This is a genomic window from Aeromonas sp. S13(2024) (assembly GCF_041402405.1).
Classification (GTDB): domain Bacteria; phylum Pseudomonadota; class Gammaproteobacteria; order Enterobacterales; family Aeromonadaceae; genus Aeromonas; species Aeromonas veronii.
Genome location: NZ_JBGLRA010000017.1, coordinates 1 through 25343 on the forward strand (window position 1 = coordinate 1; position 25343 = coordinate 25343).

Below are 25343 nucleotides of genomic sequence, written 5' to 3' on the forward strand. Positions count from 1 at the left end.
CCAGTTTAAAAGTCAGCGAGTAATCGCGCTGTGTCCGTTTCACACCTTGTCCCATCGGGTTCTCCATTTATTGGGGGGAAAGGTGTAAACCATATTCAGGACGGGACAACGGATACAAAAAAGGCTCGCCATTGGCGAGCCTTTTCACTACCTGTCGAGCTATTTGCCGACATACCGACACCAATTCGAATCGAATTAGTTGAGCTTCTCTTTGATACGAGCAGCTTTGCCGGACAGGTTGCGCAGGTAGTACAGTTTGGCGCGGCGAACATCACCACGACGCTTCAGTTCTACACTGTGGATCAGCGGAGAGTGAGTCTGGAATACACGCTCAACACCTTCGCCGTTGGAGATCTTGCGAACGGTGAAAGCAGAGTGCAGACCGCGGTTACGCTTGGCAATAACGATGCCTTCGAAAGCCTGCAGACGCTCTTTACCACCTTCTTTAACACGAACTTGAACACGTACAGTGTCGCCCTGGGCAAAAGCCGGGATGTCGGTACGCAGTTGCTCTTGTTCAAGCTGCTGAATAATCTTGCTCATTGTCTTTCCTTACCTAGGATAAACTGAAAACTCTACTTAACGCTGTCACGCACTTCGCGGACATACTCGGCAAGAAGTGATTCTTGCTCGTCAGTCAGAGCTAGGTTGTTAATAAGTTCCGGCCTTCTTTGCCAGGTTCGTCCGAGCGACTGCTTGAGACGCCAGCGTCGAATCACTTCGTGATTGCCGCTTGTCAGCGCCTCGGGCACCGCCAATCCATCCAACACCTCCGGCCGAGTGTAGTGGGGATGATCCAGCAAGCCATCCGTAAAGGAGTCTTGCTCGGCACTGGCCTGATCACCCAAAACCCCAGGGACCAGACGCGAAACCGCATCGATCAGGGTCATGGCAGGCAACTCGCCACCACTTAACACGTAATCCCCGATAGACCACTCTTCGTCGACTTCGGTTTGTATCACGCGTTCATCGATACCTTCGTATCGACCGGCTACCAGAATCAGTTTCTGATTCGTCGCCAACTCGGTTACGCCCGCTTGAGTCAGCTTGCGTCCCTGAGGAGAGAGATAGATGACTTTCGCCCCGTCTCCCGCCGCTTGCTTGGCTGCATGAATCGCGTCACGCAGCGGCTGAACCATCATTAACATGCCGGGCCCACCACCATAAGGACGATCATCGACCGTACGGTGTTTATCGTGGGTAAACTCCCGGGGGTTCCAGCACTCAATCTGCAGCAGGCCACTCTTGACGGCCCGACCCGTTACCCCGTGCTCGGTAATGGCTCGGAACATTTCAGGGAAGAGGCTAATAACCCCAATCCACATAAGAAACCTCCGGCACCCGTGTTAGCGCGGGAAACTAGAAACCAGGATCCCAATCAACTTCGATTGTTCGAGCAGTCAGATCAATATTCTTGATCACCTGCTCTTCCAGGAACGGAATCAACCGCTCCTTTGCACCAAAGGCATCTTTTACATTGGCCTCAACCACCAACACATCGTTGGAGCCGGTTTCCATCAATTCGGTCACCTTGCCCAGGTCGTATCCCTTGGTGGTCACCACGGAGCAACCAATCAGGTCACGCCAGTAGAACTCACCTTCAGGCAACGCAGGCAACAGATCGGCGGGTACGCCAATCTCGACATTGGTCAATGCCAGGGCATCTTCGCGCACATCGATACCATCGAGTTTGCAGATCAGACCCTTGTTGTGACGTTTCCAGGATGAAACCCGAATTTCACGCCACGCCCCGTTCTGATTAATCAGCCAGGGGTTGTAATCGAAAATCGCTTCGGCAACATCGGTGAAGGAGTTCACTTTAAGCCAGCCCTTGATGCCATAAACGGTACCCAGGGTGCCCAGAACTACAGGTTTTTCCACCTTAACTCCTTACCGTTGGGCTGATTAAGCAGCTTTTTTAGCGTCTTTGATCAGCTTGGCAACGCGGTCAGAAACAGCGGCACCAGTAGCAACCCAATGCTCGATACGAGCCAGGTCCAGGTTCAGCTTTTCAGCTTGACCAGCAGCAACCGGGTTGAAGAAACCAACGCGCTCGATGAAGCGACCGTCACGGGCGCAACGGCTGTCAGAAACTACTACCTGGTAGAACGGACGCTTTTTCGCGCCACCACGTTGTAAACGAATGGTTACCATATCGTCCTCATTAACATCTAATGAACAAGGCCCGCAAATACGCGGACCCTAGCTTAAAATAAGCCGCATAATTCTACTTGGATTCGTAATAATTGCAACCAAGCCAGCCATTTTTTGCGCAGAGCGGCAATGAAAAGGGGCCTGCCGCAGCAGACCCCCATCAACACGCAGGCCGGATCAGAACGGGCCGCGACCGCCACCGAAACCGGGGGGCATCATGTTCTTCATCTGGCTCATCATCTTGCGCATGCCGCCTTTACTGGACATTTTCTTCATCATGCGCTGCATCTCGGTGAACTGCTTGAGCAGCTTGTTCACATCCTGCACCTGCATGCCGGAACCTGCGGCGATACGGCGTTTGCGTGAGCCCTTGATGAGATCTGGGTGAGCACGCTCCTTCGGCGTCATGGAGCTGATGATGGCCTCCATTCGCACGGTGAGCTTGTCATCCATCTGATCTTTCACGTTATCCGGCAGACCGGACATGCCGGGCAGCTTGTCAAGCATCCCCATCATACCGCCCATATTGCGCATCTGGGCCAGCTGCTCGCGGAAATCTTCCAGATCGAAGCCTTTGCCACTCTTGACCTTGCTGGCCAGCTTGGCTGCTTTCTCTTTATCGACGTTGCGCTCGACCTCTTCGATAAGAGAGAGCACATCGCCCATACCGAGGATGCGGGAGGCGAGGCGATCCGGGTGGAACGGTTCCAGCGCATCGGTCTTTTCACCCATACCGATGAACTTGACCGGCTTGCCGGTGATGTGACGCACCGACAGGGCGGCACCACCGCGGGCATCGCCGTCCGCCTTGGTAAGGATGACACCGGTGAGCGGCAGCGCTTCGTTGAACGCCTTGGCGGTGTTGGCGGCATCCTGACCGGTCATGGCATCCACCACGAACAGGGTCTCAACCGGTTTGATGGTGGCATGCAGATCCTGGATCTCGGCCATCATCTCGCTATCAACGTGCAGACGACCGGCGGTATCGACGATCACCACGTCATAGAATTTCTTGCGCGCCTGATCGATGGCGGCGGTGGCGATGTCGACCGGCTTCTGGCTGGCATCGCTCGGGAAGAAGTCGACACAGATGTCGCTGGCCAAGGTTTCCAGCTGTTTGATCGCCGCCGGACGATAGACGTCGGCACTGACTACCAGCACCTTCTTCTTGCTGCGCTCTTTGAGCAGCTTGGCCAGTTTGCCAACTGTGGTGGTCTTACCGGCCCCCTGCAGACCGGCCATCAGGATGATGGCGGGCGGCTGGGCAGCCAGGTTGAGCTGTTCGTTGGCCTCCCCCATCACGGTAACCAGTTCACCGTGTACAATCTTGATGAATGCTTGGCCCGGGCTCAGGGATTTGGCCACTTCCTGCCCGACTGCGCGCTCTTTGACACGCGCCACGAAATCACGCACGACCGGCAGGGCGACATCCGCCTCGAGCAGCGCCATGCGGACTTCACGCAGGGTTTCCTTGATATTGTCTTCGGTCAGGCGACCACGGCCACTGACATTGCGCAAGGTGCGCGAGAGTCGTTCAGTCAAATTCTCAAACATGACGGATTCCGGTTCTTGGCGTAATAAATTGGGGGCATTATAACCCAGAGCGGGCGCGAGGACGATTATTCACCGCACCGCAGCAGCAGGGACCTTCTCCCTATATATGGACAGATCGGCCGTTGCACAACTGGCGAGCACTTCTCGTGCAAGGTATACTGCCCCTCTTACCCTCAAAAGCTTGTGCAACAACGACCTGGTTATGATCGTAATCTCTGTTCTGGCCCTGGCGTTTTATCTGCTGGCCATCATCGCCTCCCTGCATCTGTTACTGAGCGCCAAGCCGGTGGGACAGCGCTCCCTGTTTGCCTGTATCGGATTGGCCCTGATCGCCCACGCCAGCGCCCTCGGTTCAGAGGTATTGCAGAGTTACGGCCAGAACCTGAGCATGCTCAACGTTGCCTCGCTGGTCAGCCTCATCATCAGTTGCTTCATGACTTGCGTGACCCGCCGCTTCAACGGCTGGATCCTGCTGCCGGTGGTCTACAGCTTCTCGGTCCTGCTGCTGGCTGCCAGCGCCTTGATCCCGGGTCGCTACATAACCCATCTGGAGGCCCATCCCCAGCTGTTGCTGCACATCGGCCTCGCCCTGATGGCCTACTCGGTATTAATGATCGCCTGTCTGTTTGCGCTGCAGCTCGCCTGTCTGGACAAGCAGCTTAAATCTCGAAAAATCAGCAACCTGCCAGCCATGCCGCCACTGATGACGGTGGAAAAACGGCTGTTCCAGTTGATCTCTGCGGGGGTGCTGCTGCTGACACTCTCCATCGCCTCCGGCCTCTTCTTCCTCGAAGATATGTTCGCTCAGGGCAAGTCTCACAAGGCAGTGCTCTCCATCCTGGCATGGTGTGTCTACGTGTTGCTGCTGTGGGGTCATCACACCTATGGTTGGCGCGGCCGTAAAGTCATCACACTCAGTCTGATCGGCAGCTTCATCCTGACTCTTGCCTACTTTGGCAGCCGCTTCGTCAAAGAAGTGCTGTTGAGCTGACACCTATACTCTTTTAGCCATACCATCCAACAGGAGCCCTTTTTGGACAGCATCTCAACGAGTACATTACTGATTGTTCTCGTTATCTTGATCCTTCTTTCCGCCTTTTTCTCCAGTGCCGAAACCGGCCTGATGTCCATCAACCGCTACAAACTACGGCATCTGGCACAGACCAAACACAAAGCCGCACGTCGCGTCGAGCAACTGCTCGCCCGCCCCGATCGCCTGCTGGGACTGATCCTGATCGGCAACAATCTGGTCAATATTCTCGCCTCCGCCATCGCCACCATCGTCTGTATCCGGCTGTTTGGTGATCTCGGGGTCGCCATCGCCACCTTCGGCCTGACCCTGGTGGTACTGGTATTCGGTGAAGTGACCCCCAAGACCCTGGCTGCCATGTTCCCGGAGAAGATCGCCTATCCCGCCTCCTGGATCCTCAAGGGGCTGATGGTGCCGCTCTCGCCGCTGGTCTGGCTGATCAATGGCATCACCAGCGGCCTGCTCAAGATGCTGAAGATCAATCCCAACAAGGATGACTCCCTCAACACCGAGGAGCTGCGCACCATAGTCAATGAGGCGGGTAACCTGATCCCCCAGCGTCATCAGGAGATGCTGTTGAGCATTCTGGATCTCGACAAGATGCTGGTCGAGGACATCATGGTGCCGCGCAGCGATATCTACGCCATCGACATCAACGATGACTGGAAGAGCATCCAGCGCCAGCTGGCCCACTGCGCTCACACCAAGATCCTGCTCTATCGCGACAATATCGACGACGTTGTCGGCTTTTTACACGCGCGCGATGCCCTGCGGCTGGTAGCCAGGGACCAGTTCAATAAATCGAGCCTGTTGCGGGAAGTGGACGAGATCTACTTCATTCCGGAAGGAACGCCGCTCAACGTGCAGCTGGCCAAATTCCAGCGCAACAAGGAGCGAATTGGCCTGATCGTCGACGAATACGGCGACATTCAGGGGCTAATCACTCTGGACGATATTCTGGAAGAGATAGTGGGCGACTTCACCACCTCCATGACGCCAGCGCCGAGCGACGAGATCCACCCCCAGTCAGATGGTTCTTATCTGGTCGAAGGCTCAGCCAATATTCGTGAGCTGAACAAGGAGATGAATTGGCACCTGCCCATCGACGGCCCGCGTACCCTCAACGGTCTGATCCTCGAATATCTGGAGGAGATCCCCCAGCCCAACATTGGGATCCGGCTGGCCGGTTATCCTATCGAGATCCTCGATGTGGAGAACAACATGGTCAAGATGGCGCGGATTATGCCGGCATCGTACCGGGCGGAGTCGGATTCGCAAGATTGAAAAAGGGCTGCCAGTGGCAGCCCTTTTCTATTGCTCATCGTCATCATCCGGCTCCAGCACCAGCGTCGGGATCAACTCGCCAAACACCCGTTGCAACTCGTCGCGGTTGGCCAGCAGGTCTTGCAGCGTATAGCTGTCCATCACTGCCAGAAACGCATCCATCGCCTCTTTCAGCGCACTCTTGAGCAGACAGACAGAGACGATGTGGCAAGCGGGCGAGCCGCAGTCAATGCCGTCCAGATTGCCTTCCAGCGCCCTGATCACCTGCCCGATATTGATGGTGGCGGGATCGCAAGCCATGCGAATACCGCCATTCTTGCCCCGCTGGGATTGCAGATAGCCCAGCTTCACCAGCTGATTGACCACCTTCACCATGTGGTTGCGGGAAACACCATACAGGGCCGATACCTTGGCAACGCTCGACAACTCCCCTTCCGGCAGGGTGGCAAGATAGAGCAGGGCTCTCAATCCAAAATCTGTATAACTGGTTAGTCTCATAAAACCTGATTAGCGCGATGCGAAAAGTGGAGTATTGATTCAAATCAAATAAACATCTAGGATGCCACTTATTAAATGACATTTTATATGTTCAATTAGAACGAGGCCCCTATGCTAGATCAAACCACCGTTGCCGTCATCAAAAGCACTATTCCGCTGCTCGAATCGGCAGGCCCTGCCCTCACCCAGCACTTCTACCAGCGGATGTTCAGCCATAACCCGGAGCTGAAAGATATCTTCAACCTGGCCCATCAACGCAGTGGCGGCCAGCCGCTGGCCCTGTTCAATGCAGTCGCCGCGTATGCCAAGAATATTGACAATCTGGGGGCACTCGCCGGTGCGGTCGAGCGGATTGCGCACAAACATACCGGATTCCTGATCCAGCCTGAACAATATCACATTGTAGGTAGTCATCTCTTGGCCACGCTCAAAGAATTGGGCGGAAGTGCGGTCACCGACGAAGTGCTGGAGGCTTGGGGCAAGGCGTATGGCGTGCTGGCAGACATCTTCATCGGCCGCGAGCGAGAGATCTATCAGGAGAAGGCCAATCAGGATGGCGGCTGGCAAGGTACCCGCACCTTCATCATCAAGGAGAAGCGAGCCGAGAGCGACCTCATCACCTCCTTCCTGCTGGCGCCGGAAGATGGCAAGCCGGTACTGACCTTTAAACCGGGCCAATACCTCAGCATCAAGCTGGTTCACCCCGAGCTGGAATATCAGGAGATCCGCCAATACTCCCTCTCCGATGCCCCCAACGGGCAGGATTACCGCATCAGCGTCAAGCGTGAGCCGCAGGGTCAGGTCTCCAACCTGCTGCACGATCACCTGCAGGCGGGTGACAAGATCGAGGTGATGCCCCCTACCGGCGATTTCTACCTGAAAGCCGACAGCCAGACCCCGGTCGTACTGCTCTCCGCCGGTGTCGGCGTGACGCCGATGATGAGCATGCTCAACCAGCTGCTGGCGAACGGCCATCAGGCTGATGTCACCTGGCTGCACGCCTGCGAACAGGGCGCTGTACACGCCTTCCGGGAGGATATTCAGCAAAAATCCCGCCAGCATCCCAACTTGCTGAGCCGGATCTGGTATCGGGAGCCGGAGGCCAGTGATGTGCAGGGTCAAGATTACGATCTGGCCGGCACCATGGATCTGACTGCCGTGAAGGAGCGCATCACGCCAGAGGCCCACTACTACTTCTGTGGCCCTGTCGGCTTCATGCAGGAGATCAAGCGGCAGCTGCTGGCTGCTGGGGTACCAACGGGGCAGCTCCATTACGAAGTTTTTGGCCCCCACCAAGATCTCTAAGGCGCGGGCAGCCATATAACAGAGGGAGGTTCCGGCCTGTCATGGCACGGCGGCTGGAACCGGACCCACAGGTGCAGATCTGTGGGTCATTTTTTGGATCAGTGCATCGCCTTGGCGCGGGCCACCACGTTGGCCGGCATCAGGTTGCCAAGACGGTTGAGCAGAGTCGCCGCCTTCTGGTGCAGCGCCTTGTCACCTATGACGGAGCCATGGAGCCAGCGATAGGCGTCCTCATAATCGAGCGGACTACCCATCCCCTGCAGCAGCATTTCGACCCACTCGATGCGGGCCCGCAGAAAACCGAGGCTGGCCGCCTCGCGCATCAGGGTCTCGGCTCGCACCAAATCCTTCTGCACCAAAGTTCCTTTCCAGTAGTAGCGACCCAGCTGCTCCAGCGCCGGCGCCAACCCCTGATTGGCCGCCTCCCACATATATTGCACCCCGAGCTCGGCGTTGGACTTGGTGCAGACCCCCCACGCCAGCATATCCCCCCAGAGGAATTGATAGGCCGGGATCTTCATCACCGAGGCGCGTGCTTCGATATCCTGAGTCAGCTGACAGCGATCCTGCTTCACCTGAGTGAGGTGGCGCCCCTGCTCAATCCAGTTGAGCAGCTCGTCCTGACGATAGAGCGGCACCGCCTGCAACTCGCCAGCAGCCAGAGGTGCGGGAGGCGCCACCACAGCAGCAGGTTCCACCGGTTTTGGCAGCGGTGCGGCCCCCTCGCCACTGCTGGCAACGGGGGTGACCGGCTCGGCCGGGAGCAAGACGGGGACTGCCTCAGAGGGCGCTGGCGTAGCAGCAGAGACAGGGGCCGTTGCCACCGCAGCACTGCTTGCGGTCGGTGCCGATGCACTTGTTGCAGGCACATCGCTCGATACGGCAGCCGATACCGCCTCGGCACCATAGAGGGGCGCGGTGAATGTACCGACAAGAATGAGAAGGGTAAGGGGTTTCATCATAAGGATCTCCTGCTGCACTCTGTTATCGGCACCAAGCCCCATCCCCTTAGCCTGCCGGGCGGATCTCATCAATACAAAAGGGAGCCGAAGCTCCCTTGTTGGCACGGTTGACCCGCTTACTTGACGAAATCGACACCCAGCTGGATATCGGCTTTCAGGGTAGCCAGCATGCCTTCCATCGCTTCCTGCTCGAAGGCGCTCAGCTTGCCGTAATCCAGTACGGTTTCGACGCCATTCTTGCCCAGCAGTACCGGCTGCGCGAAGAAGGTGGCGTGCTCGCCGTTGCCTTCCACGTAGGCGCACTCAACAACGTTGGCTTCGCCCTGCAGACCCTTGATAAGGGAGAGACCAAAACGGCAAGCCGCCTGACCCATGGAGAGGGTAGCGGAACCGCCACCGGCTTTGGCTTCTACCACTTCGGTACCGGCATTCTGGATGCGCTTGGTCATAGCAGCCACTTCTTCAGCGGTGAAGGAGGCGCCTTCAATCTGGGAGAGCAGCGGCAGAATGGTCACGCCACTGTGACCACCGATCACATTGACGCGTACCTTGTCGATGTTCAACCCTTTGGCGGCGGCCACGAAGGTCTCGGCGCGGATCACGTCCAGGGTGGTGACACCGAACAGGCGACGCTTGTCATAGACACCGGCTTTCTTCAGCACTTCGGCGGCGATGGCTACAGTGGTGTTGACCGGGTTGGTGATGATGCCGATCAGTGCTTTCGGGCAAGTGGCCGCGCACTTCTCGACCAGATTCTTGACGATACCGGCGTTGATATTGAACAGGTCAGAGCGATCCATCCCCGGCTTGCGTGCCACACCGGCGGAGATCAGCACCACATCGGCCCCAACCAGCGCAGGAGTCGGATCTTCACCGCAGAAGCCCTTGATGGCGACGTCGGTAGGAATATGACTGAGGTCAACGGCCACACCCGGAGTAACCGGGGCGATGTCATACAGGCTCAGCTCGGAGCCAGCCGGCAGACGGTTTTTCAACAGCAGAGCGAGGGCTTGACCGATGCCACCAGCGGCACCCAGAACGGCAACTTTCATGATCAACTCCATGTTTAAGCGTAGGTTTAAGGTTGTTTGTTGTTGTGCGCCCAACCTTAATGGATCCCCCCATAAAAAACAATCTGATAACAGTTGCAGTCACGGGTTCTGTGAGCCACGAAACATGCGGGAGCAAAAATTGGAGGGAAATACAAAAAGTTGGAGGAGAAGCACAGTTTTTCTGCACTTCCCCCTACCATAAAGAGGTAGATCTGAGGGTCTCAGGATTGAAATGCCAGCGCCCGTTTTTCACACCAGCGAAAACCAATTGTTAACAATCCGTTCATCGCCAGATAAAGCCCGCCAGCCACCCCGAACACCGCCAGGGTATCGTAGGTCTGGGCGTTCAACCCCTGCGCCAGCCCCATGATGTCCATGATGGTGATGGTACTGGCGAGGGAGCTCCCCTTGAGCACCAGGATCACCTCGTTGGAGTAGGCAGGCACCAGATGACGGGCGGCGTGGCGCACCTTCATCCACAAGGTCTGACGGCCGTTAAAGCCAAGCGCCCGGCACGCCTCCACCTCACCGGCCGGGATGGCATCGAGCGCCCCCTTGAACAACCGGGTGGAGTAGGCCGCCGTGTTGAGACCCAGCGCCAGCACGGCGCAGAACCAGGGCTGCTTGAGCAGCGGCCAGAGCGGGCTGGCTTTCAGCCACTCGAACTGGCCCGGCCCGTAGTAAATCAGGAAGATCTGGATAAGCAGCGGCGTACCGGTAAAGAGCAGCACCCACAGCTGCACCAGCTGGGTCGCCACCGGCAGGCGCAGCTCCAGCACCCAGGTCATCAGGGCTGCCAACACAATCCCCAGCAGCAGGCTGAACAGGGTCAGCTCCAGCGTGGTGACCAGACCGCCCAGCAACGTAACGAGATACTCTTGCATCAGTTAGCCTCCGTAGCGGCGGGTGTAGCGGGCAGCCAGCCCGAGGCCATATTCACTCACCAGACTGATGGCCAGATAGATGAGGGCGGCGGCGGCATACCAGGTGAAAGGCTCATAGGTACTGGCCGAGGCCATCTGGGCCTGACGCATCATCTCGTTGACCCCGATAAGCGACACCAGCGCGGTATCTTTCAGCAACACCAGCCACTGGTTGCCGAGGCCAGGCAAGGCATGACGCCACGCCTGCGGCAACACGATGCGAAAGAAGATGTGGCTCTTGCTCAACCCCAGCGCCAGTGCTGCTAATCGTTGCCCGGCTGGTACCGCATTGAGCGCCGCCCGCAGGGTCTGGGTCGCATAGCTGGCAAACAGCAGGGAGAGCGCCAGCACGCCACAGGCAAACGGGCTGAACTCCACATACTCGCCAGTGATGAGGAACAGCACTTGGGTCGAGCCGAAGTAGATGAACAGCACCACCAGCAACTCGGGCAGACCACGGATGAGCGTGGTCAGGGTGGCCACCGGCCACACCAATGCACGCTGCTTGCTGAGCTCGGCGGCACTGAACGCCAGTGCCAATACCATGCCCCCGACCAGTGATGCCAAGGCCAGCCCGAGGGTCATCCAGGCTGCATCCAACAACAGGCTCAACATGGCTTACTGCGCGAAGTATTTGTCGAAGATTTTCTGATAGGTGCCGTTGGCCTTGATCTCGGCCAGCCCCTTGTTCAACTGGGTCAGCAGCTCCTGATTGCCCTTAGCGACCGCGATGCCAAAGCCGGTACCGAAGTACTTGGCATCGGTCACCGGCGCCCCCACCACCGCATACTCCTTGTGCTGCTTCAGCCAGTCGGCAGCAACGGCAGTATCGGCAAAGACACCGTCGGTACGGCCATTCATCATGTCGAGGAAGGCGCTCTGGTAGCTGGCGTACGGCACGGTCAGCAGACCCTTGCTCACCCAGTTATCCACCAGATAGGACTGGTGAGAGGTGCCGTTCTGCACGCCGACAGTCTTGTCGACCATCTCTTCCGGCCCCTTGAAGGCCCCTTTCTTGGCGACGAATACTGCCGAGTTCTCGTAATAGATGTCGGAGAAATCGACCTGCGCGGCCCGCTCCGGGGTCACGTCCATGGCGGCGATGGCAGCATCGTAGCGACGGAATTTGAGGCTGGGGATCAGGCTGTCAAAGGCCTGGTTGTGGAAGCTGCACTCCAGCTTGGCCTGCTCGCAGATGGCGCGGGCCAGATCGATGTCAAAACCCTGAAACTCGTTCTTGTCATCCAGGTATTCGAACGGCGCGTAGGTGGCCTCGGTGGCGAACTTGATCTCTTTGGCCATGACGGAGGTACTCAACAGGCCCATGGCAGCAACCAACAACAGACTCTTTTTCATGACAGCTTCCTTATCGATTCAATATCAATGCATCAAGAATTCGGCAAACCGGCTGGTTTGCGGGGATTGGAAAATGGCAGCGGTGCCGGATTCGATGATCCGCCCCTTCTCCAGATAAATCACCTGACTGGCGACCTTGCGGGCAAAGTCGACCTCGTGGGTCACCACCACCTGGGTAATGCCGGTCTGGCTCAGGTTACGGATGATCTCGGCCACCTCCTTGGTGATCTCGGGATCGAGGGCGGCAGTCGGCTCGTCAAACAGCAGCACTTCCGGGTCCATCATCAGGGTACGGGCAATGGCCACCCGCTGCTGCTGACCGCCAGAGAGACGGGCAGGCCAGGCATCGCGCTTGTCGGCCAGTTGCAGCTGGGCCAGCAAGTAAGCCCCCTTCTCGATGGCGGCCTCTTTGCTCATGCCGAGCACCTTGACCGGCGCTTCAATCAGATTCTCCATCACAGTGAGATGTGGCCAGAGATTGTACTGCTGGAACACCATCCCCACCTTGCGACGCAGCAGTTGGGACTGGCGGTTGAATTCGGCAGCAGAGAGGGAGCTCGGGAAAGAAAATTCACTTTCACCAATCCGCAGAACACCCGCATCCGGGGTATCCAGCAGATTCATCATCCGTAGCAGGGAACTCTTACCAGCACCGCTCGGGCCCAGCAACACCAAGGTTTCACCGGGGGATGTCCGAAAGCTGACCTGTTGCAGAACCGGCACCTTGTGCCAGGACTTCTCGATACCTATTAATTCAATACCCATACAGCCCAATTGAATAAGTTTTCAAAATTTCATCCCGATTCTATCCCTAATAAAGGTTGATGCAAGCCATTTTTGAATCAATATGCAGAACAAGCGCCGCTTCCTTGCAAAAAACGGCATATGAATGCAAAATGGCCCCGCTGTTCGTATCTGCCGCCTGTATCGCACAGGCCGCCACACCTCCTCATTCGTGAGACCAAGATGAAACACAACGACAAGCAAGAAAAACTGGCCAAGGCCTTTAAAGCCTTGCTGAAAGAAGAGCGCTTTGGCTCCCAGGCAGAAATCGTCACCGCCCTGCAAGAGCTGGGCTTCGAGAACATCAACCAGTCCAAGGTATCGCGCATGCTGAGCCGCTTCGGCGCCGTTCGCACTCGCAACGCCAAGATGGAGATGGTCTACTGCCTGCCGGTGGAACTGGGCGTGCCCACCACCTCCAGCCCGCTCAAGAATCTGGTACTGGACGTCGATCACAACGGCGCACTGGTGGTGATCCACACCAGCCCGGGCGCTGCCCAGCTGATCGCCCGCCTGCTCGACTCCCTCGGCAAGGCAGAGGGGATCCTCGGTACCATCGCCGGTGATGACACCATCTTCATCACCCCGACCAGCGACACCGATATCGAAGAGCTCTATCTCTCCGCCCTCGAGCTGTTCGAACAGACGCCGTAATGGCCGCTACCGCGTCATAGCGGTCACGCCAGAACGAAAAATCCCGGCCAAGGCCGGGATTTTTGTTTTCTGCAGCTTCGTCAGGCGGGCTTATTTGCCCTGCGCCATCAGAAAACTCTCCGATGGGGCGAAGAAAGCCGCGCCGGTCACTGCCTTGGTGAAGCGCAGCAGGTGGTCGAAGTGGCTGCCCTCCCCCTTGTACATGCTGGCCAGCATGGCGTTGAAGTGCTGCGGTGTGCGGCAGCAGGAGATGAAGTAGAGCCCCTGCTCGGTCATGGTGCCCCAGGGCATGCTCTGGCGCAGGATCTCCATGGACTCCCCTTTCGGGGTTTTGAGGTTGACCCGCTTGATGTGGGCGGTCAGCGGCTTGGCGGCAGATTCATACTCGATATTGTCGGGCTTGGTGCGACCGATAATGTCTTCCTGCTCTTTCTGCGCCAGCTTCTCCCAGTCGCTCATGGCGTGGACCCAGCGCTGGACGTGAATGTAGGAGCCACCGGCAAACTCGCCATCGGCCAGCAGCGCCACTTCGGCACGGTGCTCATCCTGCGGGTTCTCGGTGCCGTCAACGAAACCGGTCAGGTCACGGAAATCCAGATTGCGGAAACCGCGCACCTCTTCGGCCAGCTCTACCAGTCCGGCCAGCAGTGCCATCACACGGTGACCGGCGTGGTGCAGCACATCCACCCGATCGGCGCGCAGCTGAATAAAGAGATCAAACGGGGTGTTGGGGGCTTCCTGACCGTTGGCGGATTGCGCCATAAAGCTGCGGAACTGGGGCGGACGGGCGGCAGGGTAGAGACCATCCCAGGCATCGGCGCCAACGGCAACCAGACCGCTGAAACCGGCATCGGGGAAATCGGCAGCCACCGCCTGCCACAGGGCGGGCAGTTTGGCCAGAAGGCCGACCAGTTCGGCGGCATCGCCGGTACGATTGAACATCAGATAGAGGGCGTGCAGATTCGGCTCTGCGCAGATCCCGGCTTGGGCTTTCATATATCTCTCCCCTGAGTAGGCGTTAGCGTTACGGGCTATTTGCGTTGCGCGATTATAAACCAGAGTGGAGCCAGTTCTTTGATTTCACGACGATATCACGCGTTCAGGGCAAAGGGTCAAACAACACCAACCCATGGGGGGCAACCTTGATCCGTGCCCGCATCCCATCAAGGGGCTCGCCAATGCTCGCCTCCAGCTGCAGACCTCCACACTCGAACAGCACCCGGCAGTGGTGGCCGAGGAACTGCTGCTCCACCACCTTGAGCTCCCCATCTGCGGCGCTCTCCAGCAGCAGTTGCTGGGGTCTGAGCATCAGCTGCAACTGCTCGCCCACCGCCCGGCCATGAGGCTCGCTGCCACAAATGACCCCGAGCGCCGTTTGCACGCAGTGGCTGTCCACCACCTCGGCAGCCAGATAGTTGACCCCGCCGAGAAACTCCGCCACGAAACGGTTTTGCGGGCGGCGATAGAGCTGCTCAGGCTGGCCCACCTGCTCGATGTGACCGGCGCGAAACAGCGCCAGCCGATCGGCGAAGGCGAACGCCTCCTCCTTGCTATGGCTGACGAAGATGGCGCCAATCCCTTGCTGCTTGAGCAGGGCGCGGATCTCGAGGATCAACTTCATCCGCACCTGGGTATCGATGTTGGAGAAGGGCTCATCCAGCAGCATCAGCCGCGGCTTGCACACCAGCGCCCGGGCGATGGCTACCCGCTGCTGCTGACCGCCGGAGAGCTGGTGCGGATAGCGATCCCCCAGCCCCTGCAAATTGACCAGCGCCAGCGCCTCGTCCACCTGCTGCTGGCGGGCACTGCGGTCGAGTTTGGTCAGACCGAAGCCGACGTTGTCGGCCACCGTCAGGTGGGGAAAGAGGGCGTAATCCTGAAAGATCATCCCGATATTGCGCGCCTCGGGCGGCACACTGGCACCCGGCCCGTCGAGCAGGGTATCGCCGAGGCGAATAGAGCCCTCTGCCAACGGCAGCAAGCCGGCGATAGCCTTGAGCAGCGTGGTTTTGCCGCAGCCACTGGCTCCCAGCAGGCAGACGATCTCGTTGTCTGCCACCGTCAGGGAGAGCTGTTCCAGCACATTTCGGCCGTTGTAACGGCAGCTGACATTTTCAACCTGCAAACAGGACAAGGCTGACTTCCTCTCTTTTCTGGCGGCGCGCTGCCTTTCGGTTCAGCACACCGCATGCAATTTCATTGACCGACGCGGCGACTCAGTGGCCCGGACTGTCCAGACTGCGGTTGACCCAGATCAGCGGCAACAGCCCCACCAGCACAATGACGATAGCCCCCAGCGCGCCACGCTCCAGCATCTCGTCCGAGACAAACTGATAGACGTGGGTCGCCAGAGTATCGAAGTTGAACGGCCGCAGCAGCAGGGCGGCGGGCAGCTCCTTCATGGATTCGATAAACACCAGCATGGCACCGGCAAACAGACCGCGGCGCACCAGCGGCAGATGGACCCGGCGCAGCATGCCGCCATCCCCCTGTCCCAGGGAGCGGGCAGCCATGTCGAGACTGGGGGAGATCTTGTCCATGCTGCTCTCCACCGAGCCGATGGCGATGGCCACGAAGCGTACCAGATAACCGAACACGATGGCGGTGATGGTGCCGGTTAGCAGCAAGCCCGGGCCCTGACGCCCGAGCCACTCGGCCAGATCGTTGATGGCAAAGTCGAGGGCGGTTAGCGGCACCAGCACACCGATGGCGAGCACGGTACCCGGCATGGCGTAGCCCATGGCGGCTATGCGCAGGGGCAACAAACTCTTTATCCCGCCATCGAGGCGACGAAAGAAGCCGAGCAGCAGGGCGATGCCCATCGCCAGCAGAGCGGTCAGCGCCGAGATAGCCAAGCTGTTGCCGGCAAAGCGGACAAACTCCGGCGTCCATGACAACTCGAAGTAACGCACCCCGTAATCGAGCAGGATGACGAATGGCAGGCCAAAACCGGCCAGCACCAGCCCCCAGCACCAGAGACAGGCCAACCAACGGCCAATCCCCTTGAGCGGATAGCGCAGCGGCTGCTCATGGCCCATGGACTTCTGGAACACCTGCTGCCGACTGCGCGAGCGGCGCTCCAGCGCGATCAGCAGCACCACAGCCAGCAGCATCAGGCAGGAGAGTTTGGCCGCGGTGGCCAGACTGCCGTAGCCGAGCCAGGTGTCGTAGACCGCCGTGGTCAGGGTGTTGATGGCAAAGAAGTGGACGGTGGCGAAATCGGCCAACGTCTCCATCGCCACCAACGACACCGCCACCATGATGGCCGGGCGCGCCAGCGGCAGACTGAGGCGGCGAAAGCTCTGCCACGGGGTACAGCCGAGCAGGCGGCTGGAGTGGATCAGGCTGACTGACTGCTCGAGAAAGGAGGCGCGGGTCAGCAAATAGACATAGGGGAACAGCACCAGCGCCAGCACCCAGGCGGCGCCACCAAGGGAGCGAATGGCCGGAAACCAGTAATCGGCCGGACTGTTCCAGCCAAAGAGTGCTCGCAACCCGGCTTGAAGCGGGCCCGAGTAGTCGAGCAGGTCGGTATAGACGTAGGCGACGATATAGGAGGGCATGGCCATTGGCAGCATCAAAGCCCACTGCAGGGCACGCCGTCCCGGTACCTGACACATGGCCACCAGCCAGGCGGTAGGCACGCCAAACAGCAGGCTTAGCAATACTACGCCGACCACCAGCCCCAGGGTATTGCTCAGATAATCGAGCAGCACGGTATCGGCGAGGTGGCGAAAGAGATCTCCCTCAGCCGAGAAGGCAGAGAAAAGCAGGGCTATAACCGGTAAACCCAGCAGCAGGGCGATGGCCCAGCTGCCGGTCATCCATCCAAAATTTTTCATGAGACCACAGATGTTGATGGGGCCGTTGGCCCCATCTGATTACAAATCGAACTTCACTTCATCCAGCAACTGCAAGGCGTCCTTGCGGTGCTTGGCGTAATCGCTGACCGGTAGTGCGTCAGACTTGAAACTGCCCCAAGACTTGACCATGGCGGAAGGCTCGACCCCGGCCTTGACCGGATATTCGGCGTTCACGTCCGCATACATGTGCTGGGCGGTGTCACCAGCCAGAAACTCCATCAGCTTCTGGGCCTCGGCCTTGTTCGTGGCATACTTGGTCATGGCCACGCCGCTCACGTTGACGTGGGCACCGCGGTCAGCCTGGTTTGGGAAGTTGATATAGACTGCATCCGCCCAGGACTTCTGCGCCGGATCTTTCAACATGGCGCCCAGATAGTAGCTGTTGCCGAGCGACACGTCACAGATACCATCCTTGATCGCCTTGACCTGATCCCGGTCGTTGCCCTGCGGCTTGCGCGCCAGGTTGGCCTTGACCCCTTCCAGCCAGGTTTTGGTCTCAGCCATGCCGTGATGGGCAATCATGGAGGAGACCAGCGCCACATTGTACTCATGCTTGCCGCTGCGGGTGCAGATTTTCCCTTTGAATTCCGGTTTGGCCAGATCTTCGTAGCTGATGGTGTCGAGCTTGCCGAGGCGATCCTTGCTGGAGTAGATGGCGCGAACCCGGGTGGTCAGCGCGAACCAGCGATTCTCCGGATCACGATAGATGGCGGGGATGTTCTCCTGCAGGATCTTGCTGTCCACCGGCTGCACCAGCCCCTTGTCCACCAGATCGGTCAGACGGCTGATATCGACGGTCAGCATCAGGTCGGCCGGAGAGAGCTTGCCTTCCCGCTCCAGACGCTCGTTCAACCCCTCTTTGGCGAACACCACGTTCACCTTGATGCCAGATTCCTTCTCGAACTGCTGGATGATGGGCTTGATCAGCTCATCCTGCCGGTTGGAGTAGACATTCACTTCCCCGGCCGCCAATGCCGACTGAGCTGCCAACGCAGAGAAAGCCAGTGCCAACATCTTCATTTTCATCATCCATTCCTTGATTAGCTATACAGAGTGATAACGATTGCCGTTTGCATTCTGCATACATCTTATAAGCGGATCAAGAAAGCTCGCCGTCGCCACATCACATATTTAATCCGAATAGATTCCAAAAATCTCGCCCAAGCAACAGGAGACTCAAAGGAGGCATCGCCGCCTCAGTGGCGTCTCTCGTTACATCCTCCATACCTATTCGCTGGCGATCTCGATGGTCACATGCACCAGCTCTTCATGGATCGCCAACCGTTCGCGGATCTGCTGCGCCGGTAGCGGATTGACCATCAGCAAAGAGAGCACGCAGGCATACTGCTGCTGCCCTACCCGCCAGACGTGCAGATCGCGGATCTCGGTCTGTGGCAGTTCGGCGATGACCTCGCGGATCTCTGCCACCAGCGGGGTATCCATCTCGGCATCCAGCAGCACCCGACCGGAGTCGCGCAACAGGCCCCAGGCCCACACCGCGACCAGCCCGGCACCCACTATGCCCATCAGCGGATCCAGCCAGTCAGCGCCCCACAGCATGCCCCCCACCAGCGCCAGAATCGCCAGCACGGAAGTGGCCGCATCCGCCAGCACGTGGATATAGGCGGCGCGCAGGTTGAGATCCTGATGGCCGTGGTGATCGTCATGGTCATGATGATGATCGTGGTCGTGATGCTCATGATGGTGGTCATGCCCATGGTGATGGTGGCCGTGATCATCCTTGAGCAGCCAGGCACAGGCGAGGTTTACCAGCAGCCCCACCAGCGCGATAGCGATCGCCTGTTGATAGTGGATCGGGCTGGGATCCAGCAGCCGGAACACCGACTCGAACAGCATCAACCCGGCCACTCCCACCAGCAACAGGGCGCTGGTGAAGCCACCCAGCACCTCGATCTTCCAGGTGCCGAAGCTGAATCTGTGGTCGCGGGCGAAGTGGCGGGCGGCGCGGTAGGCCAGCACCGAGAGACCGAGCGCTAGTGCGTGGGAGCTCATGTGCCAGCCGTCGGCCAACAGCGCCATGGAGTTGTAGAACCAGCCGCCGCCAATCTCCGCCACCATCATGATGACGGTCAGCAATACGGCCCAGCGGGTCTTCTGTTCGGCGAGCGGATTGCCCTCGTGGATGACGGGTTGATGGCAGTGTGATTGAGCGAGGGATGACATGGATTTCTCCTGAGAGTGATGATGCAATATACTATACCCCAGTATAGTTTTATTGATCGAGAGGATCCGTCATGTCCCACACCATTCACGACAAAAAGAAGCTGCTAGCACGGGTGCGCCGCATCAAGGGACAGGCCGGTGCGCTGGAGAGCGCGCTGGAGCAGGAGAGCGACTGCACCGCCATTTTGCAGCAGATCGCCGCCATCCGCGGCGCCGTCAACGGCCTGATGCTGGAGGTGCTGGAGGGGCATATGCGCGAGCATCTCGGTGCCCCCGATGCCACCCAGGCCGAGCGATTGGAGGATCTGGATCAGGTGGTCAGCGTCCTGCGATCCTATTTGAAGTAAGCAGGATCGCGGCACCATCCCTTCAGGCTCGACCAGCGTCGGGCTTGAGCCACCGCCAGCTTTGCGCCATGATGTCCAGCCCGGCTGACCGCCGGTTTTACTGGACAGTCAATTTCAAGGATCCCCCATGTTTGAACACGTCGATGCCTACGCTGGCGACCCCATCCTGACTTTGGTCGAGACCTTCCACAAAGACACCCGCGAGCAGAAGGTGAACCTGGGGATCGGCCTCTATTACGATGAGCAGGGCCGCATTCCGCTGTTGCCGTCGGTGCAGCAGGCCGAAGCCCAGCGCGCCGCCGCCCCGGCCCCGCGCCCCTACCAGCCGATGGAAGGCGCCGCCAACTACCGCACTGCAGTGCAGCACCTGCTGTTCGGTGCCGACCATGAAGCGGTCAAGGCGGGACGTATCGCCACCATCCAGACCATCGGTGGCTCAGGCGCGCTGAAGATTGGCGCCGATCTGCTCAAGCGCTACTTCCCGACCTCCGAGGTGTGGGTCAGCAATCCCACCTGGGACAACCACAAGGCGATGTTCGAGGGAGCCGGCATCAAGGTGCATGACTACCCCTACTACGATGCGGCCACTGGCGGCGTGCAGTTCGATGCCATGATCGACTGCCTGAGCAGCCTGCCGGCGAAGAGCATCGTGCTGCTGCACCCCTGCTGCCACAACCCGACCGGGGTGGATCTCTCCCGTGCCCAGTGGGATCGGGTGATCACGCTAGTGGTCGAGAAGAACCTTATCCCCTTTATGGATATCGCCTATCAGGGCTTCGGTGACGGGCTGGAAGAGGATGCCTACGCCATTCGCGCCATGGTGGCCGCCGGCGTCAGCTTCTTCGTCAGCAACTCGTTTTCCAAGAACCTCTCCTTCTACGGCGAGCGCTGCGGCGGTCTGTCGGTCATCTGTCAGGATGCCGAAGAGGCCGGTCGGGTACTGGGCCAGATGAAGGCCACCGTGCGCCGCAACTACTCCAGCCCTCCCACCCACGGCGGCCAGATCACTGCGGCGGTGATGAGCCAACTTGAGCTGCACGCCATGTGGGTCGATGAAGTGACCGAGATGCGCACCCGCATCAAGGCGATGCGCCAGAAGCTGTTCGAGGTGTTGAGCGCCAAGGTGCCGGACCGCGATTTCAGCTACTTCATCAACCAGCGCGGCATGTTCAGCTACACCGGCTTCACCCCGGAGCAGGTAGATCGCCTGCGCGAGGAGTTTGCCGTCTATCTGGTGCGCTCCGGCCGCATGTGCGTGGCAGGTCTCAACAGCCGCAACGTCGACTATGTGGCTGACGCCATGGCGGCGGTGCTCAAAGGCTAATCCGCATCAGCCCCGCTTTGGCGGGGCTTTTTTGTTTGTTGCGTTCGCAGTCACCTCTTGAGGAGTCTGCTCACCCTCCCCCTGCTGTGAGAGAATGCCAGCAGGTCATGCTGAATCTCCCTGATTCCAAGCCTGTTTATCTTCATCAATTTCAGGAGCCACTATGGATCTGATCGCTCTCTCTAGGCTGGGAGGTCGCCATCTGGTCACCCTGCACCTGTTGCTCGACAACCAGAGCGTCACCCGCACCGCCGAGCGGCTCTGCACCACACCTTCCACCGTCAGCAAAACCCTCAACCAGCTGCGGGATCTGCTGGGGGATCAACTGCTCTACCGTCAGGGAAACCAGCTGTTGCTCACCCCCATGGCCGAGCGACTGGCGCCCACCCTGCACAGGCTGTTGGGGGAGCTGAACGGCCTCACTCGCCAGAACGCCTTCAACCCGCAGCAGTGGCAGGGCACATTGCGGCTGGGATTGCGCGAGAGCGTGATGACCTGGCCGGTGGGCCCCATTCTGGGTCAGCTGATGAAAGAGGTGCCGGGCATGGTGCCGGAGATCTGGAACAAGGATGAGCAGGGGCTGGAGGCGCTGGCAGCGGGCAAACTCGACTTCGTGATCCTGCCCCATGACCAGAGCCAGCCGTTGCCGCGCCAGCCCGGGCTGGTGTGGGAGACCCTGCGGGAAGAGAAACTGGTCTGCCTGCTGCGCAAAAACCACCCCGCGCTGGCCAAGCCCTGGGATCTCGATGCCTACCTGAGCTGGCGCCATATCGCCATCCGGGATCAGGAGCTGGCCAACCCCTTCTTCGAGCAGAGCCTGGCCCAGCAGCAGGTGCGTCGCCAGATTGGCGCCACCCTGCCCGATTTTGCCAGCGCGGCGGCCCTGCTGCCCCAGACCGATCTGATCCTCACCGCCATCGGTGGCTGGGCGGCCTGCATGGCCAGTCAGCCAGATCTGGTGATGCGTCCGGCACCGTTCGATTACGGCAAGGTGAGTCACAGCCTAGTCTGGTATGGCCCGGCCGGTGATGGCTCGGCCCGTCACTGGTTCCGCCAGCGGATCCTGCAACTGGGTCGCGAATTGATTGAGCCCTGAGCCGGGCGACAAGGAGAAGAGATTGATGTTTCACCGCGGCGAAACATCAAGGGCAAGTAGGAACTAGGGACGTTTGGTATAGATGGGGCTGGGGAAGGAGGCGACGTTGCTGCCCAGATCCGTGATGCGGGCAGCCCCCTGCTTTTTCACCTGATCGATGCGCAGCACCTGATGCATGGGAATAAGAGTCTGGCGCACATCGGCAAATTCGCTCTTGAGCTTCTCGTGACTGGGATCGACGATAAGCGCCGTGTGGTTGTCCCAGACAAAGTCGGCAATCTCGATAAAACCGAACAGCTGGCCCTGATTGACTTCGCGCACATAGACTTCGTAGCGCTCGCTGTGGCAAATAAACTGAACTCGATATAACGCCTTGCTTTCACTCATGATTATCTGTCATTGAGGGGTAAGAAGATGACCATTATTCTAGCCGCCGTTCTCGCCCCCTCCAATAGACAGAAATCACAGTTGCGGCCTTTCCATGCCGCACCTCACGCCATGACGGTCACCGGATGACGCAGCCACTCAGCCCATCAAGGCAGGCAGTGAGACAGGCCCCAATCCCGCTGCACGCAAACGGCTGGCCAGCTGTTCCAGCTCGGTTTGGTGAGCCTCTGGCCATTGCGCCGCCTCCCCCCGCACCCCGTGGTGGCGAAAGCCGTTGAGGCGAATGGGCACAGGCCCAAGCTGCTGCAAGAAGGCGGCGAGATCCGCGTCCAGCTCACCACTCGCATCCAGAAAATCGCTCCTGCCCGGCACATGGAGCAGCCGCAGTTCGGTCAGCTTGCCGTGGCGTGCCAGCAGTTGCAGCGATCCCAGCACCCGCTCGCGACCATAGCCGGTCAGGGTGTGATGCACCGAGTCACGCCACCCCTTGAGATCGAGCATGGCGCCGTCGAGCACCGGCAGCAGCCGCTGCCAACCGGTTTCGGCCAGCGAACCGTTGCTGTCGAGCAGGCAAGTGAGATGGGCCAGATCCGGTGCGGCCTTGATGGCGGCAAACAGCGCAACCACAAAGGGGAGCCGGGTGGTCGCCTCACCACCGGAGACGGTAATGCCGCTCAGCATTGGGCCGTAGCGGCGCAGCAGGGCCAGCACGTCGTCCACCGTCATTGTAGCGGTCTTGGGATTGGCACTGCGCGGGCAGACATTCAGACAGGCGTCGCAATCGGTGCAGAGCGCCGTCTGCCATTGTACCTTGCCTTCGCTCAAGGTGAGGGCGCCGCTCGGACAGACCGCAAGGCAGTCGCCACAATAGTCGCACAGCCCGATAGTGTGGGGGTTGTGGCAGCCGGGGCAGCGAAAGTTGCACCCTTGCAGAAACAGCACCAGCCGGTTGCCCGGCCCGTCGACACAGGAGAACGGCAGCACCCTGCTCACCAGGGCGCTGCGTGTTGGCAAGGCGTCAGCCATCAGGTTCGAGCTCAATACTCGCAGATGGTCGATTCGTGGGCGACCACCCGCGGTGCCCGCTGACGAATGGCGGTCACTTCACTCGCCTCGGCACCGAGACAGGTGGTCTGCAAGCGCGACCCCTCCTCTGCGAAGCGGGCCACGTCGCTCTTGCGGATCATGTAGCCGGTCACCCGCACCAGATCGCTGTCGGCCACGTTGGCGGTGAACTCGCGCATACCGATAGCGAGCGCCCCTTTGCAGAGCTGCAACAGCGCCTGCGGGTTCTGGCGGATGGTGGGATCCAGCGTCAGGATCTCGCTGATCCCCGAATGGTAATAAGTGTGGTGCGGTGCCAGTGCCAGCACATGGCTGGCGGGATCCGGCTCATGACCGTAAGGGATGCGCACCCCGGGGGTGACAGCCACATCGATGCTGAGGCCACCTTGCGAATGCAACAAAGCGCGGCCACCCCAGGCATGGGTCTGCGGGGTCGTGGTCACATAGGCGGAGAGCTGGGCCGAGATGCGATAGCCAAGCTGGTTCGCCTCCTCGCCATGGCCGTAGCGATCCGGCAGATTCTCTTTATCCATCAGGATATTGACCGCTTCCGCCATGCCGTAGATGCCGAACATGGGGACGAAGCGATCCTCATCCAGCAGCCCCTCTTTCACCAGGAAGCTGTCGAAGAAACCGGACTCATCGTGGAGGAAGGCGGCCCGCGCCTCGATCAGCTGGGAGGCCAGACGGCAGTAGTGGGGCAGCAGGCAGCCGAGGAAGTCATCGATCCCCTGACACTGCTCGGCGACCCGCTTGAGGGAGATCCGCACCAGGGTATTGGCGCCACCCGCCTGCGGCAGGGCGTTGTAACAGCTGACGATACCAAAACCACGAGTGTCGAAGGTATCGCGGTGGATCGGGTAGTTGGCGATGTGCGGCTTGCTGCACTCGGCGATGCTCTTCACCGCCTGCAGCAGCAGGCTGTCCGGGGTCTGCTCCGGATCGTGGAAGAAGGTGAGGTTCGGCGCCACCTGCTTGAGCTCGTTGTCGATGCGCAGGATCAGGCGGCAGATCCGGTTGTCATCCGGCCCGATGTTGACGTGCATGAAGGCGTCCGGCAGCACCCTGTCCAGATAGACCCAGAACCCCTTCAGCTTGCGATAGAGGGTCTCGTCATCCAGTTCGCCAACAAACGGCAACAGCAGATGGTCGAGCCGCCCCAGCCAGACCGGCATGCCGGTGACGGAGGGGACATGGTGATAGAGGATGCGCAGGGCGTTGAGCGCCTCGTCGAAATCCTGCGGCGCCGCCAGCTCCAGCCAGGCAGAGCCCTGACTCAGGAATTTTTCATAATCCGGCAGCACATAACGCGGCTTGTAGGGGGCGTGCCCTTCGAACATGTCGCAGATAAATCCCTGCTCCATCGCCTCGGCGACTGCGGCAGGCAGGTCGGGGTAGGGCAACGCATTCTCGGCGGCCAGCGCCAGTGCGTGGCTCTTCTGGGCGGCGGAGAGATGGGGATCGCGCACGATGCGCTGACAGGTTTCGATCAAAGACATGGGACACTCCTTCACGGATAGAG

General features: G+C 59.4%; 27 protein-coding genes. 7 read left to right on the forward strand and 20 right to left on the reverse strand.

Annotated features, from left to right (window positions below):
• Positions 1–195: 195 nt before the first annotated feature.
• The 5 genes from rplS to ffh all read right to left on the reverse strand — a co-directional run bounded on the left by rplS (position 196) and on the right by ffh (position 3708).
• Positions 196–543: a 50S ribosomal protein L19 gene (rplS, locus tag ACB042_RS17725; protein ID WP_005313505.1), complete on the reverse strand. Its 348-nt coding sequence runs from the start codon at positions 541–543 to the stop codon at positions 196–198.
• Between the two features lie 32 nt (positions 544–575).
• The gene (gene trmD / locus ACB042_RS17730; RefSeq protein WP_005340400.1) at positions 576–1325 is read right to left on the reverse strand and encodes a tRNA (guanosine(37)-N1)-methyltransferase TrmD; all 750 of its coding nucleotides are present in this window, start codon (positions 1323–1325) and stop codon (positions 576–578) included.
• 34 nt (positions 1326–1359) lie between these two features.
• A complete protein-coding gene (gene rimM, locus ACB042_RS17735; RefSeq protein ID WP_005340394.1) occupies positions 1360–1881 on the reverse strand; it encodes a ribosome maturation factor RimM in 522 nt (173 codons plus the stop codon).
• Positions 1882–1905: 24 nt separating this feature from the next.
• Positions 1906–2154 (reverse strand): 30S ribosomal protein S16, encoded by a 249-nt coding sequence (gene rpsP / locus ACB042_RS17740; RefSeq protein ID WP_005340392.1) that lies wholly within the window; start codon positions 2152–2154, stop codon positions 1906–1908.
• 177 nt (positions 2155–2331) lie between these two features.
• On the reverse strand, positions 2332–3708 hold the full coding sequence (gene ffh / locus ACB042_RS17745) for a signal recognition particle protein (RefSeq protein ID WP_371178830.1): 1377 nt from the start codon (positions 3706–3708) through the stop codon (positions 2332–2334).
• 202 nt (positions 3709–3910) lie between these two features.
• Here ffh and ACB042_RS17750 point away from each other — a divergent pair, with 202 nt between their 5' ends.
• Both ACB042_RS17750 and ACB042_RS17755 read left to right on the forward strand, forming a co-directional pair.
• Positions 3911–4699, forward strand: coding sequence for an inner membrane protein YpjD (locus ACB042_RS17750; RefSeq protein WP_371178831.1), 789 nt, complete (start codon positions 3911–3913; stop codon positions 4697–4699).
• 42 nt (positions 4700–4741) lie between these two features.
• Positions 4742–6022: an HlyC/CorC family transporter gene (locus ACB042_RS17755; RefSeq protein ID WP_005348906.1), complete on the forward strand. Its 1281-nt coding sequence runs from the start codon at positions 4742–4744 to the stop codon at positions 6020–6022.
• A gap of 27 nt (positions 6023–6049) precedes the next feature.
• On the opposite strand, the gene ACB042_RS17760 is transcribed toward ACB042_RS17755, so the two are convergent.
• Positions 6050–6520 (reverse strand): Rrf2 family transcriptional regulator, encoded by a 471-nt coding sequence (locus ACB042_RS17760; protein WP_058057978.1) that lies wholly within the window; start codon positions 6518–6520, stop codon positions 6050–6052.
• 111 nt (positions 6521–6631) lie between these two features.
• On the opposite strand from ACB042_RS17760, the gene hmpA reads away from it, so the two are divergent.
• Positions 6632–7825, forward strand: coding sequence for an NO-inducible flavohemoprotein (gene hmpA / locus ACB042_RS17765; protein ID WP_144714954.1), 1194 nt, complete (start codon positions 6632–6634; stop codon positions 7823–7825).
• A 98-nt stretch (positions 7826–7923) separates the two neighbouring features.
• On the opposite strand, the gene ACB042_RS17770 is transcribed toward hmpA, so the two are convergent.
• The 6 genes from ACB042_RS17770 to ACB042_RS17795 all read right to left on the reverse strand — a co-directional run bounded on the left by ACB042_RS17770 (position 7924) and on the right by ACB042_RS17795 (position 12883).
• On the reverse strand, positions 7924–8508 hold the full coding sequence (locus ACB042_RS17770; protein ID WP_144715073.1) for a tetratricopeptide repeat protein: 585 nt from the start codon (positions 8506–8508) through the stop codon (positions 7924–7926).
• Between the two features lie 395 nt (positions 8509–8903).
• Positions 8904–9839 carry a malate dehydrogenase gene (mdh, locus tag ACB042_RS17775; protein WP_005340384.1) on the reverse strand — a complete coding sequence of 312 codons (936 nt, stop codon included), beginning with the start codon at positions 9837–9839 and terminating at the stop codon, positions 8904–8906.
• Positions 9840–10060: 221 nt separating this feature from the next.
• Positions 10061–10723 (reverse strand): arginine ABC transporter permease ArtM, encoded by a 663-nt coding sequence (artM, locus tag ACB042_RS17780; RefSeq protein ID WP_005348902.1) that lies wholly within the window; start codon positions 10721–10723, stop codon positions 10061–10063.
• 3 nt (positions 10724–10726) lie between these two features.
• On the reverse strand, positions 10727–11377 hold the full coding sequence (gene artQ, locus ACB042_RS17785) for an arginine ABC transporter permease ArtQ (protein ID WP_042011891.1): 651 nt from the start codon (positions 11375–11377) through the stop codon (positions 10727–10729).
• 3 nt (positions 11378–11380) lie between these two features.
• Positions 11381–12118: a transporter substrate-binding domain-containing protein gene (locus ACB042_RS17790; RefSeq protein ID WP_005340381.1), complete on the reverse strand. Its 738-nt coding sequence runs from the start codon at positions 12116–12118 to the stop codon at positions 11381–11383.
• A 24-nt stretch (positions 12119–12142) separates the two neighbouring features.
• Positions 12143–12883, reverse strand: a complete 741-nt coding sequence (locus ACB042_RS17795; RefSeq protein ID WP_005348895.1) for an ATP-binding cassette domain-containing protein — start codon at positions 12881–12883, stop codon at positions 12143–12145.
• A gap of 201 nt (positions 12884–13084) precedes the next feature.
• Here ACB042_RS17795 and argR point away from each other — a divergent pair, with 201 nt between their 5' ends.
• Entirely contained in the window at positions 13085–13555 is a 471-nt protein-coding gene (argR, locus tag ACB042_RS17800; RefSeq protein WP_005340378.1) for a transcriptional regulator ArgR, read from the forward strand.
• Positions 13556–13645: 90 nt separating this feature from the next.
• Here argR and ACB042_RS17805 read toward each other — a convergent pair whose 3' ends face one another.
• The 5 genes from ACB042_RS17805 to dmeF all read right to left on the reverse strand — a co-directional run bounded on the left by ACB042_RS17805 (position 13646) and on the right by dmeF (position 19602).
• The gene (locus ACB042_RS17805) at positions 13646–14551 is read right to left on the reverse strand and encodes a Dyp-type peroxidase (protein WP_371178832.1); all 906 of its coding nucleotides are present in this window, start codon (positions 14549–14551) and stop codon (positions 13646–13648) included.
• A gap of 103 nt (positions 14552–14654) precedes the next feature.
• The gene (locus ACB042_RS17810) at positions 14655–15689 is read right to left on the reverse strand and encodes an ABC transporter ATP-binding protein (RefSeq protein ID WP_371178833.1); all 1035 of its coding nucleotides are present in this window, start codon (positions 15687–15689) and stop codon (positions 14655–14657) included.
• A gap of 82 nt (positions 15690–15771) precedes the next feature.
• On the reverse strand, positions 15772–17397 hold the full coding sequence (locus ACB042_RS17815; RefSeq protein WP_371178834.1) for an ABC transporter permease: 1626 nt from the start codon (positions 17395–17397) through the stop codon (positions 15772–15774).
• Between the two features lie 39 nt (positions 17398–17436).
• On the reverse strand, positions 17437–18444 hold the full coding sequence (locus ACB042_RS17820; RefSeq protein WP_371178856.1) for a Fe(3+) ABC transporter substrate-binding protein: 1008 nt from the start codon (positions 18442–18444) through the stop codon (positions 17437–17439).
• A 201-nt stretch (positions 18445–18645) separates the two neighbouring features.
• The gene (gene dmeF, locus ACB042_RS17825; protein ID WP_371178835.1) at positions 18646–19602 is read right to left on the reverse strand and encodes a CDF family Co(II)/Ni(II) efflux transporter DmeF; all 957 of its coding nucleotides are present in this window, start codon (positions 19600–19602) and stop codon (positions 18646–18648) included.
• Between the two features lie 71 nt (positions 19603–19673).
• Between dmeF and ACB042_RS17830 the strand changes: the two genes are divergently transcribed.
• From ACB042_RS17830 to ACB042_RS17840, 3 genes are all read left to right on the forward strand, one after another.
• Positions 19674–19949 carry a metal/formaldehyde-sensitive transcriptional repressor gene (locus ACB042_RS17830; protein WP_371178836.1) on the forward strand — a complete coding sequence of 92 codons (276 nt, stop codon included), beginning with the start codon at positions 19674–19676 and terminating at the stop codon, positions 19947–19949.
• A gap of 127 nt (positions 19950–20076) precedes the next feature.
• Positions 20077–21273 carry an aromatic amino acid transaminase gene (locus ACB042_RS17835; RefSeq protein WP_371178837.1) on the forward strand — a complete coding sequence of 399 codons (1197 nt, stop codon included), beginning with the start codon at positions 20077–20079 and terminating at the stop codon, positions 21271–21273.
• A gap of 163 nt (positions 21274–21436) precedes the next feature.
• The gene (locus ACB042_RS17840; protein ID WP_139730951.1) at positions 21437–22369 is read left to right on the forward strand and encodes a LysR family transcriptional regulator; all 933 of its coding nucleotides are present in this window, start codon (positions 21437–21439) and stop codon (positions 22367–22369) included.
• A 63-nt stretch (positions 22370–22432) separates the two neighbouring features.
• On the opposite strand, the gene ACB042_RS17845 is transcribed toward ACB042_RS17840, so the two are convergent.
• From ACB042_RS17845 to ACB042_RS17855, 3 genes are all read right to left on the reverse strand, one after another.
• Positions 22433–22756 (reverse strand): DUF1820 family protein, encoded by a 324-nt coding sequence (locus ACB042_RS17845; RefSeq protein WP_005340296.1) that lies wholly within the window; start codon positions 22754–22756, stop codon positions 22433–22435.
• A gap of 138 nt (positions 22757–22894) precedes the next feature.
• On the reverse strand, positions 22895–23782 hold the full coding sequence (locus ACB042_RS17850; protein ID WP_371178838.1) for a YjjW family glycine radical enzyme activase: 888 nt from the start codon (positions 23780–23782) through the stop codon (positions 22895–22897).
• Between the two features lie 11 nt (positions 23783–23793).
• The gene (locus ACB042_RS17855) at positions 23794–25320 is read right to left on the reverse strand and encodes a YjjI family glycine radical enzyme (RefSeq protein ID WP_371178839.1); all 1527 of its coding nucleotides are present in this window, start codon (positions 25318–25320) and stop codon (positions 23794–23796) included.
• Between the last annotated feature and the right edge of the window lie 23 nt (positions 25321–25343).